The sequence below is a fragment of the Paeniglutamicibacter sp. MACA_103 genome (genome assembly GCF_045798555.1).
In the GTDB taxonomy this organism is placed as follows: Bacteria; Actinomycetota; Actinomycetes; order Actinomycetales; family Micrococcaceae; genus Paeniglutamicibacter.
In genome coordinates, this window is record NZ_JBIXLN010000015.1 from 25,619 (window position 1) to 38,812 (window position 13,194).

Below are 13,194 nucleotides of genomic sequence, written 5' to 3' on the forward strand. Positions count from 1 at the left end.
AAACTGGCCAACGGTTCACCCAACCCAACGAACAGGACATCAGAAGTGGCAAACGAGGCACGAAATGCACCCGGCGGCGACAGCCAGTCGGATCGATTCGAAGGTTCCTCGGCCGCACCCCTGCCCCTGACTCCCTCCGAGGATCGCCAGTGGGCCATGATCGCCCACTTCGGCGCGATCCTGGGATGCGTCCCCGCGCTGGTCATCTACGCGGTGTTCCGCGCCCGCGGCCCGTTCACCGCCCAGGAGTCCAAGGAAGCGCTGAACTTCACCTTCCCGCTGACCGTCCTGGCCATCGTGCTGCACCTGTTTTCGCTGATCCCCGCGATCGGCTGGTTCTTCGCCATCTTGGTGGTGGCCATCTGGCTTTTCCTGACCATCAGCGGAGTGCGGGCCGGGATCAATGCGAACAAGTCGCGCCCCTACCGCTACGGGCTGAACCTGCGCCTCTTCAAGTAAGCAGCCGCTACTCCCCAAAAAAATGAAGGTGTGGCCGGCAAGCCCCGAGGGGTTGCCGGCCACACCTTCATTTTTGTCCCCGTACGGGGACCCTCTTGGCTAGAAATCCAGCAGGCGCCGCAGCACGGCATCGGCCAACAGCCTGCCCTGCAGGGTGAGCACGACCTTCTTGGCAAACGCCGCCTCGGGCACCACCAGCCCGTCGGCAATGAGGCCGGCAATCGCCTTGCGGCCCGCGGGCTCCAGGGAGGCGGTGTCCATCCCGTCGACGATGCGCGTCAAGAGCATGGCGCGCTCCAGGTAGCGGGCGTCCGCGTCGGGGGTCTCCCGGCCGGCCGCGGGCGAGGTTCCCGCGTCGATGCGCTGCTGGTAGGCGGCGGGGTGCTTGACGTTCCACCAGCGCAGCCCGCCCACGTGCGAGTGCGCGCCGGGGCCAGCGCCCCACCAGTCCCCGCCCTGCCAGTAGGCAAGGTTGTGGCGGCAGCGGGTGGACTCGTCCTTGGACCAGTTGCTGACCTCGTACCAGTCGTACCCGGCGGCCGCGAAGAGTTCGTCGGCGATCAAGTACTTGTCGGCGTGGTCGTCGTCGTCGATGTTGGCGACTTCGCCGCGGCGGATCTGCCCGGCAAGCCGGGTGCCCTCCTCGATGATCAGCGCGTAGGCCGAAATGTGGTCCGGGTCGTAGGACAGCGCCCTCTGCACGCTGGTGCGCCAGTCCTCGACGGACTCGCCCGGGGTCCCGTAGATCAGATCCACGCTGACCTGCAGGCCGGCCTCCTTGGCCCAAGCGACGGCCATGCCGACCCGCTCGGGGTTGTGCGTGCGGTCGAGGGTCTTGAGCACATGCGGGACCGCCGACTGCATGCCGATGGACACCCGGGTGAAGCCGCCGTCCGCCAGCACCTGCAGGGACTCGCGGGTCACCGAGTCGGGGTTGGCCTCGGTGGTGATCTCCGCGTCGGGGGCCAGGTCCCATTGGGTGCGGATCTCGGCCAGCACGCGGACCAGGTCCGCGGCGGGCAGCAACGTGGGGGTTCCGCCGCCGAAGAAGACGGTGGAGACCTCGCGCCGGGCCACGCCGGATTCCCCCAGGACCTTCGCGCCGAAGGCGATCTCCGAGGAGACCGCCTCGGCGTAGGTGTCCTGGCTGGAGCCGGATCCCAGCTCGTGGGCCGTGTAGGTGTTGAAGTCGCAGTAGCCGCAGCGCACGGCACAGAACGGGATGTGGACGTAGACCGAGAAGGTTCGGTCCGCGGCCCCATCGGCGCAGGTTGCCGGAAGCAACCCGTCCGATGGTGCCGGATCCCCGAGGGGCAACGCAGAGGGCATTGCTACTTCTTCTTGGGCTCGTCGGAGGACAGGGCGACGATGAAGGCTTCCTGGGGAACCTCCACGCGGCCGACCATCTTCATCCGCTTCTTGCCGGCCTTCTGCTTTTCCAGCAGCTTGCGCTTGCGGCTGATGTCGCCGCCGTAGCACTTGGCCAGCACGTCCTTGCGGATGGCGCGGATGGATTCGCGGGCGATGATGCGCGAACCGATGGCTGCCTGGATCGGCACCTCGAACTGCTGGCGCGGAATCAGTTCGCGCAGCTTCTGGGTCATCATCAGCCCGTAGGCGTACGCCTTGTCGCGGTGCGTGACGGCGCTGAACGCGTCGACCTGTTCGCCCTGGAGCAGGATGTCGACCTTGACCAGGTCGGAGACCTGTTCGCCGTCGGCCTTCCAGTCCAGCGAGGCGTAGCCGCGGGTCTTGGACTTCAGCACGTCGAAGAAGTCGAAGACGATTTCCGCCAGCGGAAGCCAGTAGCGGATCTCCACGCGTTCCTCGGAGAGGTAGTCCATGCCGCGCATGACGCCGCGGCGCGACTGGCACAGTTCCATGATGGCGCCGACGAATTCGTTGGGCGCCAGGATCGTGCCGGCCACCATCGGCTCGTGGACCTCGAGGATCTTCCCGTCGGGGAACTCGCTCGGGTTGGTCACGGTGCGCAGCTTCTTGTCATCGGTCATGACCTCGTACACCACGTTGGGTGCGGTGGAGATCAGGTCGAGGTTGAACTCGGCCTCGAGGCGCTCGCGGGTGATTTCCAGGTGCAACAGGCCCAGGAAGCCCACGCGGAAGCCGAAGCCCAGCGCCACGGAGGTTTCCGGGACGTAAGTCAGCGCGGCGTCGTTGAGCTGCAGCTTGTCCAGCGCATCGCGCAATGCCGGGTAGTCCGAGCCGTCGATCGGGTACAGCCCCGAGAAGACCATCGGCTTCGGGTCCTGGTAGCCGCCGAGCGACTTTTCGGCCGGCTTGGCGAAGTTGGTGACGGTGTCGCCGACCTTGGACTGGCGCACGTCCTTCACGCCGGTGATCAGGTAGCCCACCTCGCCGACGCCCAGGCCCTTGCTGGGCTTGGGCTCCGGGGAGGATACGCCGATTTCCAGCAGGTCGTAGACGGTGCCGGTGGACATCATCTGGACCTTCTCGCGCGGCGAGAGGTTGCCGTCAACGACCCGGACATAGGTCACCACGCCGCGGTAGGTGTCGTAGACGGAGTCGAAGATCATGGCGCGGGCGGGTGCGTTGGGGTCGCCGACCGGTGCCGGCAGGTCGCGGACGACCTTGTCCAGCAGCGCCTCGACGCCCATGCCGGTCTTGCCGGAAACCTGGAGGATGTCCTCGGGGTCGCAGCCGATGAGCTTGGAGATCTCGGCGGCGTACTTTTCCGGCTGCGCTGCCGGAAGGTCGATCTTGTTGAGCACGGGAATGATCGTCATGTCATTCTCCATCGCCAGGTAGAGGTTCGCCAGCGTCTGGGCCTCGATGCCCTGGGCGGCGTCCACCAGCAGGATTGCGCCCTCGCAGGCGGCCAGGGAGCGGGAAACCTCGTAGGTGAAGTCGACGTGCCCGGGGGTGTCGATCATGTTCAGTGCATAGGACTGGCCGTCGACCTCCCACGGCATGCGGACGGCCTGGGACTTGATGGTGATGCCGCGTTCGCGCTCGATGTCCATCCGGTCCAGGTACTGGGCCTTCATATCGCGCTGGGAGACGACTCCGGTGAGCTGCAACATCCGGTCGGCCAGGGTCGACTTGCCGTGGTCGATGTGGGCGATGATGCAGAAGTTTCTGATGATCGCCGGATCAGTCGCGGCAGGCACCGGTGCGGTGCGGGCCATGGGTGACACGTAAGGGACCTCGCTAATGGGGGACGAAAATGTTCGGGGGTGCGAAATTCTTCGCACAGGCCATTCTCCCATGATTGGGGCACGGTGTCGCATTGCGACTCAGCTGCCTGCCCAACTGGTAGTTTGACCACATGAAGTTCGATACAGCCTCTGTCCTCAGGTTCCTGGGCCGCGCCCTGTCCTCCGCGCTCCGCGGCGCGGCCCGGCAGCAGCGCGGCACCGCCCGCCCGGCTGGCCAGCGTCCCGCTTCCACCGCGACGCGGCGGCGGCCTTCGGCCCCGACACAGGCACCCGCACAGGCCGGCAGCTGGGAGTTCGGCGGCTATCCCGGGGACTTCCGGGGTGCCGTGAACGCCAGCTACTCGCCGCAGGCCGACGGGCAGCCCGATCCCGGGGAAATCGTCTGGGCGTGGGTGCCCTACGAAGAGGACCATTCCCAGGGCAAGGACCGGCCGGTGCTGCTGGTCGGGCGCGACGGGGATTACCTGCTCGCGCTGATGCTGACCTCCAAGGACCGCAACAACGAGCGCACACACGACCGGGACTACGTCGACATCGGCACCGGCGCCTGGGACCGGCAGGGCCGCCCCAGCGAGGTGAAGGTGGATCGGATCATTCGCCTGCACGAGGCCGGGATCCGGCGCGAGGGTGCAGTGCTGGGACAGCAGGCCTTTGCACGCGTCGCGGAACGGCTCTCCGCGGCCTGAACCTTCCCCGCCGCGGCACGTTCGGACAACCCCGCCGGCGCTACCGCGACGCGCCCGGGAGCGCTTCCCGGCGCAATGCCAGCGGCGTGATGCCGTACCGGGACTTGAAGGCGCGCGTGAAATAACTTTGCGACGCGAACCCGACCTGCAGGGCGACCGCCCCCACCGACGTCGCTTGCCTGCCCGGATCCGTGAGCAGCTCCCGGGCCAGCTCCAGGCGCCGCTCCCTGACGTAGGCACCGGGCGGTTCGCCCGCTTCGGCGAAAATCCGTGACAGGTGTCGCTCGCTGATGCCGATGGCGGCGGCAATCCGGGCCGTCCCGAGTTCCGGGTCGCGCAGATGGTCTTCGATGTGGCTATGCGCGGCGGCCAGGTACCCGGCACCGGACCCGCCGTCATTTCCGGAAACCAGCAGTGCGAGCAGGTCCCTGACCGAGCCCTCGGGGCAGGCCTTCTCCCCCGCCTGCCCGGAAAGCGTGTCGCTGACCAGTCCGGCCAGCGCCCGCATTTGTTGGTTTGACGCCGCCCCCTGGTTGAATTCAATGATCCGGGGCTTGAGCAGCGGCTCGCCCCCGGAGAGCTCCAGGTAGTCCTCGCGCGGGATGGTGAGGACCATTTCCTTCAAGCCCTTGCTGAATCCGCGCATGAACGGTCGGTCGGCGTCGCAGACGATGGCCTGGCCCGGCTTGATGACTTCGTGTCCGTCACGGTGGTAGAACAGCGCCTCCCCGCGCAGGGTGAAGAAGACGGCAATCGCATCCGTGGGATTCTGGCGGATAAAACGTTCGCTCCGCTCCACGACCTGGGCGCTTCCCGTGACGCCCCCAAACCTGAGCGACCCGTAGCCCAGGCTGATCTCCCTGGCCTCAAGCGGGGACTCATCCATGGTCCTGATGTCCAGGGGAATCAGTGCCTTGGCATTGTGGTTCTCCCACAACTCGAGCCGGTTCGTTGCCGGAATGCCATTGGTGCTGAACCGCAGTTGCCTGGCCTGCCTGGACACCGGCGGGGAGGGCGCAGCTTCGCCCTCTGTTCCGCGCCCGGCAACGGATGCCCGGCAGACATCATCTTGGTTCTCGCCCATGGACCCAAAATTGTATCCTCAATCACAGTCGGCCGATAGCCCTTCCAGCGAAGACCTCAGGCACCCTCTGGCTTTTTGCACTTGGCGGACATCTTTTGGAACTGGACGGCCATCGGAGCCAAACGCCACCCACGGCGCACTTGTGACCTGCAACACTCGTGGCATGCACCGCTCCACCCACCCCGGGCCGTGAGCACCAGCCCAAGCGAGAGAGGCACCCAATGCCTGTTTTCAATGATGGAATTTCCGATACCGCTACTCCGCAGACCGCGAACGTCGTCCAGACCGACGTCCTGATCGTGGGCTCCGGCCCGGCCGGCAGCTCGGCCGCCTTGTTCCTGTCCAACCAGGGCATCGAAAACATCATGATCACCAAGTACCGCTGGACCGCCAACACCCCGCGGGCACACATCACCAACCAGCGCACCATGGAGGTGCTGCGCGACGCCGGCATCGAGGACCAGGTCCTGGCCGAGGCGACGCCGCACGAACTGATGGGCGACACCGTGTACTGCGAGTCGATGGCGGGCGAGGAAATCGGGCGCCGCCCCACCTGGGGGCTCCGCCCGGACCGCCGGGCGGACTACGAGCTGGCCTCCCCCTCGATGCCCTGCGACATTCCGCAGACGCTGCTGGAACCGATCATGCTCAAGAACGCGACCATGCGCGGCACCCAGACGCAGTTCTCCACCGAGTACCTCTCCCACACCCAGGACGCCGACGGTGTGAGCGTACAGGTCTTGAACCGGCTCACCGGCCACGAGTACACGATCCGCGCCAAGTACCTCATCGGTGCCGACGGCGCCCGCTCGAAGGTCGCAGCGGACATCGACCTTCCCATGGAAGGCGCCATGGACATCGGCGGCTCCATGAACATCACCTTCAAGGCGGACCTCGCCCACCTGGCGGCGCACCGACCTTCCATCCTCTACTGGGTCTTCAATCCGGGCTCCAACATCGGCGGCCTGGGCGCCGGACTGATCCGCATGGTCCGCCCCTGGAACGAATGGCTGATCTGCTGGGGGTTCGACATCAACGGCGAACCTCCGGTGCTCGACAACGACGAGGCCATCCGGGTCATCCGCAACCTGGTGGGCATCGACGACCTTGAGGTCGAGATCCTGGGCTACTCGCTGTGGGGCAACAACGAGCAATACGCCACGCACCTGCAGAAGGGCCGCGTCTTCTGCGCGGGAGACGCCATCCACAAGCACCCGCCGAGCCACGGGCTGGGTTCCAACACCTCCATCCAGGACGCCTACAACCTGGCCTGGAAGCTGGCGGCCGTCATCAAGGGCCAAGCCGGCGAGGAGCTGCTGGAGACCTACTCGGTCGAACGGGCACCCGTGGCCAAGCAGATCGTCACCCGCGCCAACGACTCCGGACGCGAGTACAAGCCGATCTTCGATGCCCTGGGTGTCACCGACGCAGCCACCGACGAGGAATTCGTCGAGAAGCTCAAGCTGCGCAAGGAGAACTCCCCCGAGGGCGCGGCACGCCGCAAGGCGCTGCGGGCCGCCCTGGACAACAAGGACTACGAGTTCAACGCCCAAGGCACGGAGATCGGCCAGTTCTACGAGTCGAGCGCCGTGGTGTCCGACGGCGGAGAACGCCCCGTCCAAATGGACGACCCGATGCTCCACCACCAGAAGTCGACCTACCCGGGCCTGCGCCTGCCGCACGCCTGGATCGGCGACAGGGACCGGAAATTCTCCACCCATGACATTGCCAAGGGAACCCAGTTCACGATCTTCACCGGCATCACCGGCCGGGCGTGGGCAGATGCGGCGGCGGAAGTTGGCGCCCGACTGGGCATCGAACTGGCCGCGGTAGTCATCGGCGAAGGGCTGGAGGTGCAGGATCTCTACGGCGATTGGTTGCGCCAGCGCGAGGTCGAGGAAGACGGCGTCATCCTGGTCCGCCCCGACAAACACATCGGATGGCGATCGCATCGCATGGCCGAGGACCCCCAGACCGCGCTCTTGGACGTGCTGTCATCGATCCTGGGTCTCCAAACCCCCGGACCCAATCTTTCGATCGACGAGCTGATGGAGCCCGCGCACTAATCTTGCCGGGAGCAACTTGCGTGCGGCCGGCCCCATGCCCTCAGGGCTGGGGCCGGCCGTTTCCGTTTCCGTTTCCGTTTCGGCACGATCCCATGCATGGGTAGACCCGTGAGCCCCGCTTCGCCACGGCAGGCGTAGCTCACAGTCCCGGCGGGGGGTATCGACTCGTGATGGCCATCCGAACCTGCTAGTATTATTTCTTGTGTGTCCGCGCAGGTCGACGGGCACTTCTCCCGGGTCGCCATAGGTATCCCCACGCCGCTCAGTCAATGGCCCGGAAGATATCCCTCACCGACCATACAAGCGATGAGCAAGAGAGTTTAATACAGTGGCTAATATCAAGTCCCAGAAGAAGCGCATTCTCACCAACGAGAAGTCGCGCCAGCGCAATGCTGCCGTCAAGTCCGAGCTTCGCACCGCAATCCGCGCAGTGAACACTGCCGTTGCAGCCGAAGACAAGGATGCAGCAGCAGCTGCCCTGGTTGCAGCAGGTCGCAAGATCGACAAGGCCGCCACGAAGGGTGTGCTGCACAAGAACAACGCAGCAAACCACAAGTCGGCCATCTCCAAGAAGGTTAACGCCCTCTAAGGATTGCTTCACTGAAGCGTCAGGCTCCTTTTCCTCCATATCTAGGGGAAAGGGAGCCTTTCGTGTTTAACAAATCAGGGCAGCTCTTCCCAGTTGTCCGTTCGTCGTGCCCTTCTAGGCGTACCCGCCCAGATCAGTCAGCGGCGCACCCGATAGCGCAGGTGAAGCACCCGGCTGCCCTGCAGTACCGTGTCGGGATCCTCCAACAGGTGCTGTCCGTGGACCGACCCGAAGTAGCGCTTGCCTGACCCGAACACTACGGGTGCGACGTCCATACGCACCTCGTCGACCAGGCCAGCGGCCAGCACCTGGCCACCGACGTCACCGGCGGCGACCTCAACGATGCGGTCACCAGCAAGCTCCTGCGCCTTGGCCACGGCCACCTCGACGCCGTCGACGAAGTGAAACGGTGCCTCGGAGTCCCAGCCCTCGGGCTTCGGCCGGTGCGTCACGACGACCACGTGGTCGACCCCGGCTGGGGGCTTCCCGTCCCAGCCTCCGGTCAGGTCGAATACGTGACGGCCGACGATTGTCGCCCCGATCTGGTCCCAGTACTGCCGCGTGTAGTCATAGGAAGCCTGCGACACCTTTAAGACGCCGCTCTCGTCCAAGGGGACATCACCTCCGGTCAACCAGTCGAACAAGTCTCCGGGCTGGTCGTTCTTATCCGCGATGAAGCCATCCACCGACACCGAGCCGTACATGACCACCTTGCCCACGGGACACTCCTCTGCTTTGGGGTTCCCCATGTTAGCAGCGGTTCTTCGAAGCAGCGGTTCACGGCACCGGGAGAAATGTCCGCAACGTCCGCCCGCAAGGCTTCGTTGAGCCAGGATTCGGGCATCACCGGGTTGCCGGTGCCAGACGGTTCTGCGGAGTCGACGCGCCAGCCGCCAGCCACGTACCTCTGGGCAGTGGCATGGGGCCGGCCATCGGTTTACCGGCACTCGTCAACCGTCCGTAGTGGCCATTCATGGTTTTCGGCAGGCACCGCGTCATGCTCTTTGCCGGACATGGAACGTGCCGAGGATTGCCCGTGGCAGCCACGGACCACCACGCAGACTCGGTCCTAGCGTCGTGCGGCCAGCGAAATCTGGGTCACTGCCCGTTCCACGGCGTACTCCGGATCGCGCGAGGCACCCTTGACCTGCGCGTCCGCCTCGGCCACCAACCGGATGCAGCGCGCCAGGTCATCCACGTTCCAATGCCGTGCCTGTTCCTGCGCCTGCTGGACCTGCCACGGCGGCATGCCCAGTTCACTGGCAAGCTGCCCGGACGACTTGCGCGCCCCCGCGACCTTGGCGACCTGACGCAACTTCATGGCCAGTGTGGCAACGATGGGCACCGGGTCGGTACCCGTGGCAAGCGCGTGGCGCAGGGTGCTCAGCGCGATGTCGGCGCGGCCGGCCAACGCGGCATCGGCCACCTTGAATCCGGTGGCCTCCACGCGGCCGCCATAGTACTTGTCCACCATGTCCTGGTCGATGGCGCCGGTGGTGTCCTGCAACAACTGCGAGCAGGCGGCGGCCAACTCTGACAGGTCACTGCCCAGGGCGGCAACCAGGGCGCGGGCGCCCTCCGCGGTGAGCTTGCGCTTGGCGGCGCGGAATTCCTGGGCCACGAAATCGATCTTTTCCGCGTCCTTCTTCAGCGGCTGGCAGTCAACCACCACCGCTCCGGCGGACTTCAGCGCATCCAGCAGTTTCTTGCCGCGCACTCCCCCGCCGTGGTGCATGACCAAGGTGACCTCGGGTACCGGGGCTTTCGCGTAGGCAAGTGCGTCGTTGAGGAAATCCTCGTTCATGGTGGCCAGCCCACGGACCTCAATCAGTTTCGTTTCGCTGAAGAGCGACGGGCTGGAGGCCAGCAGCATTTCGCCGCGCTCGTAGCTGTTTGCCTCGAAGCGGGTCAGTTCGATCTCCGCCTCGGAGCGAAGGGTGCTGCGCACCGTCTCGAAGGCCCGCGTGGCGAGCATCTCCTCGGCACCCTGCAACAGGATCAACGGGGCGGGGGCCACTGACCGCCATGAAATGCCCGCGTTCTTGGATGTGCCTCGTGGCGCTGCCATGATCGACCTTTACCTAGTGCTTACGAACCCCATCGATCCTATCTCCATCGGGAAAAACCTCCATCACCCACCGCTCGTGGCCGGCGTTCGTGTCGGTGTCCGTCCCGGATCCGGGCCCAGCGAGGAGACCCGCAACATCTCCCCGTCCCAGCCAACAATGATGGTGCCGCGCAGGTCGGTGCGCAGGACGGCCACCTGGTTCTCCTCGAGTGCACGCAAGGCCTCGTCCGAGGGGTGGCCGTAGGTGTTCTCTGCACCCACGCTGATCAGTGCCACCGCCGGGCGTACAGTCGGTGCCGTGCGCACACCACCGTTTTCGGCGCCGTGGTGCGACACCTTCAGGATGTCGGCGTGCTCGATCAGCCCGTTGTCGATCAGCTGGTCCATGGCCTCATCCTCCATGTCCCCGGTCGCCAGGAGGGAAATCGGCCGCTGCAATCCGTCCACCTCGATCTCGAAGCGGACGACCAAGGAAGCGTCGTTTTCGCCGGTGAACACGCCGTCCGGGATCGGACCCAGGACCCGCCAGGCCACCGGCCCGGCGGTTCCTCTCGCCCCGGATCCGAGCTGGCTGGCCGTTATCCGAGTGCCCCGGGAATCGGTGAGCCGGGGAGGATCCGCGGGATCGTCCGCCGCCGAGTAGTAGAACCTGTCCACGGGCCGCCGGGCACCCACCCCGTCAATCCCGCCGTCGTGGTCCGCGTGGCGATGGGTGATGAAGAGGGCGGCTACCTTCTTGACTCGCATCCGTTTCAGGCAGGCAGCAATGTCCTCCGGGGTCTTCCCGGTATCCACCACCACCGCCCCGGAATCCCCGGCGTTGATCAACAAGCCGTCGCCCTGGCCGACGTCGCAGGCAACCACAAGCCAGTCGACGACAGGTGCCGGCACCAGCGCGGTGACCGGCAGCAGCAGGCCCAACAGCACCCCCGTCACCACGCCTTGCGCGGCAAGCACACTGCGCGATCGCCAGGACCCCGCTGTCGGATTCACATGGCCCTGTCCGATCAGGGTCCCCAGGACGATTCCCCAGGCCAGCAGGACGCCCGCCACCCCGACCGGCCACGGACGCAGAGCACCGGGCAGCGACGCGATCCAGGTTCCCACGAGGCCCACCACCATGGTCGGCACGCCGGCAATCCACACCAACGCCATGCCCGCCGGCGGGAACAACGAGAGGACCACCACGGCGAGCGTCCCCGCCACGGTGATGAGGGAAATAAAGGGGGCGACCAGGAGATTCGCCGGCACCGAGTACAGCGAGAAGGCCGGGTTCAGCGCCACCAGAACCGGCAGGCAGGCGATCTGCGAGGCCAGGGCAATCGCCGTCCCCTCGGCCAGGATGGCCGGCATCCACCGGTTGAACCGTGCCGCCATTGGTCGGCCGATGACCACGATGCCCGCGGTGGCCAGGACGGAAAGCTGGAAAGCCGGTTCGCCGGCCAGCCACGGGTCGACGGCCAGCAGGAACACCACGGCCAGGGTCAGGGCTGCCAGCGCATTCCTGCCGCGGGAAGCATGCAAGCCCACGGCCGCGATGGTGCCCATCACCGCCGCGCGCAGCACGCTGGGTTCGTAGCCCACCAGGAACACAAAACCGAGCAACGCAGCCAGGCCCAGCACCAAGGTGGGAGCCCTGCCAAGGCCCACCAAGCGGCATAGGGAGAAAACGAACCCGAGCACCATGGCACAATTTGCCCCGCTGACAGCACTCAAATGTGAAAGTCCGGCCACCTTCATGGCCTCATTCAGGGCCTCGTCCGCCCCGCTGCGGTCCCCGAACACCATGCCCGGAAGCAGCGCCCGGGCAGGCTGCGGCAGTGCCGCGCTGGCGCCGATGAAGCGTCCGCGCAATTCCTCGAACACCCCCGGCGCCGGAAGTCTTCCCAGCGGCAGAAGGTCGGCGGAGGCGTTGAGCCAGAAGCTCTGACGGTCCCCCGGCTCGCTGGCAGCGACCGTGGCGATCACCTCCACAGCACTGCCGCCTGTCAACGGGACGTGCGGGGCCCTCGGTTCGGGATAGCTCAGCCGCACCGGCACCCCGGAACCCCGCCAGCTGCCGTTTCCGGCGACGGCTACGGCTCGTGCCTCGACGGTAAACTGCTGGTGCGGCCGGGCGTCTTCGGAGAATTTGTCCGTTTGCATCGAAGCCCGCGGGGCCGCGGTCAACTCCAGCTGGATGCGCACCGGATTCCCGTCCCGGGCCGCCTGGTCAAGCGCGACAGGGTTGGCGCCGGCACCGGTCAAAACCAGCTGCGTGAACACCAAGGCCGCCGCGGCACAGCAAAGGGCTGGTGCGGCGAAACTGGGTGTCGCGGACGGTCCCAGGCGCCCGTGCCGAGGACGGAGCAACGCCAAGACCCCGGCTCCGGCCAGCAGCCACAAGCCCACGGCCCAAAACGCCTGGTGCATCTGCCCCAGATGCACCCCGCCCAGCGCTGCAGCCCAGGATCCGGCCAGCGCCCAGCACCCGCGCAGGTCAACACGCCCGGGTTCCGGATCGGACTCGCCTTTCGGCCGCCGGGCCAGTGCAGCGCGCAGGGATTCTGCAAGCCGGCCCAGGACCGGAACCTGGTTCCGCTTGATTCTCGCGGCACGATCGCCCCACTGCTGAGAGCCCATGCCACTAATTCCACACGCCCACCGTTGCCATGGGGTTCGGGCGGCGCCCGGCTGTGGAGAACAACGGTGCCTTTCGGGAATCGGCAGCAGGAAGGAGCACGGTATCGGCACTGCTGCCAAGGCGCACCGTGGGCCCGGTCTGGCCGATTCAACCGGCTTCATGGGTGGTTTCGGACAGGCGGTCGCACATAAAGGAGGCTGGCGGCAACGACGCCGGTCGGCAACCCCATCGAATACTGCATCGAACCCAAGCGCCACGAATGGTCCCGGGCAGCCAACGCCCAGGAGTAATCAGCGAGCATCCAGCGTTGCCCGCAATACCTGGTGGTCATAATCCAAATTCGTCGGTGGTCCAGATCCAGGCGGTCGGGTCATTGAAGCAGGGGCCGCAGTCGGTCTCCAGGGCATCTTCGGCGCTGCCCA

General features: G+C 66.2%; 10 protein-coding genes. 4 read left to right on the forward strand and 6 right to left on the reverse strand.

Going from position 1 to position 13,194, the window contains the following annotated elements; translation table 11 throughout:
* The first annotated feature begins 45 nt into the window (after positions 1–45).
* Positions 46–459, forward strand: a complete 414-nt coding sequence (locus tag ACIPVK_RS09115; RefSeq protein ID WP_407611657.1) for a DUF4870 domain-containing protein — start codon at positions 46–48, stop codon at positions 457–459.
* 99 nt (positions 460–558) lie between these two features.
* On the opposite strand, the gene hemW is transcribed toward ACIPVK_RS09115, so the two are convergent.
* Positions 559–1,788, reverse strand: a complete 1,230-nt coding sequence (gene hemW, locus ACIPVK_RS09120; RefSeq protein WP_407611658.1) for a radical SAM family heme chaperone HemW — start codon at positions 1,786–1,788, stop codon at positions 559–561.
* Between the two features lie 2 nt (positions 1,789–1,790).
* Positions 1,791–3,635 carry a translation elongation factor 4 gene (gene lepA / locus ACIPVK_RS09125; RefSeq protein ID WP_407611659.1) on the reverse strand — a complete coding sequence of 615 codons (1,845 nt, stop codon included), beginning with the start codon at positions 3,633–3,635 and terminating at the stop codon, positions 1,791–1,793.
* A gap of 131 nt (positions 3,636–3,766) precedes the next feature.
* Here lepA and ACIPVK_RS09130 point away from each other — a divergent pair, with 131 nt between their 5' ends.
* Positions 3,767–4,342 carry a type II toxin-antitoxin system PemK/MazF family toxin gene (locus ACIPVK_RS09130; protein WP_407611660.1) on the forward strand — a complete coding sequence of 192 codons (576 nt, stop codon included), beginning with the start codon at positions 3,767–3,769 and terminating at the stop codon, positions 4,340–4,342.
* 40 nt (positions 4,343–4,382) lie between these two features.
* Here the strand turns inward: ACIPVK_RS09130 and ACIPVK_RS09135 are convergent, their stop codons facing one another.
* The gene (locus ACIPVK_RS09135; protein ID WP_407611661.1) at positions 4,383–5,426 is read right to left on the reverse strand and encodes an AraC family transcriptional regulator; all 1,044 of its coding nucleotides are present in this window, start codon (positions 5,424–5,426) and stop codon (positions 4,383–4,385) included.
* A 221-nt stretch (positions 5,427–5,647) separates the two neighbouring features.
* Here ACIPVK_RS09135 and ACIPVK_RS09140 point away from each other — a divergent pair, with 221 nt between their 5' ends.
* Both ACIPVK_RS09140 and rpsT read left to right on the forward strand, forming a co-directional pair.
* On the forward strand, positions 5,648–7,492 hold the full coding sequence (locus tag ACIPVK_RS09140; protein ID WP_407611662.1) for an FAD-dependent oxidoreductase: 1,845 nt from the start codon (positions 5,648–5,650) through the stop codon (positions 7,490–7,492).
* Positions 7,493–7,820: 328 nt separating this feature from the next.
* Positions 7,821–8,081: a 30S ribosomal protein S20 gene (rpsT, locus tag ACIPVK_RS09145; RefSeq protein WP_217387945.1), complete on the forward strand. Its 261-nt coding sequence runs from the start codon at positions 7,821–7,823 to the stop codon at positions 8,079–8,081.
* Between the two features lie 137 nt (positions 8,082–8,218).
* Here the strand turns inward: rpsT and ACIPVK_RS09150 are convergent, their stop codons facing one another.
* The 3 genes from ACIPVK_RS09150 to ACIPVK_RS09160 all read right to left on the reverse strand — a co-directional run bounded on the left by ACIPVK_RS09150 (position 8,219) and on the right by ACIPVK_RS09160 (position 12,771).
* Positions 8,219–8,800 carry a dihydrofolate reductase family protein gene (locus ACIPVK_RS09150; RefSeq protein WP_407611663.1) on the reverse strand — a complete coding sequence of 194 codons (582 nt, stop codon included), beginning with the start codon at positions 8,798–8,800 and terminating at the stop codon, positions 8,219–8,221.
* Positions 8,801–9,150: 350 nt separating this feature from the next.
* On the reverse strand, positions 9,151–10,149 hold the full coding sequence (holA, locus tag ACIPVK_RS09155) for a DNA polymerase III subunit delta (RefSeq protein WP_407611664.1): 999 nt from the start codon (positions 10,147–10,149) through the stop codon (positions 9,151–9,153).
* A gap of 63 nt (positions 10,150–10,212) precedes the next feature.
* A complete protein-coding gene (locus ACIPVK_RS09160; protein ID WP_407611665.1) occupies positions 10,213–12,771 on the reverse strand; it encodes a ComEC/Rec2 family competence protein in 2,559 nt (852 codons plus the stop codon).
* Positions 12,772–13,194 lie beyond the last annotated feature (423 nt).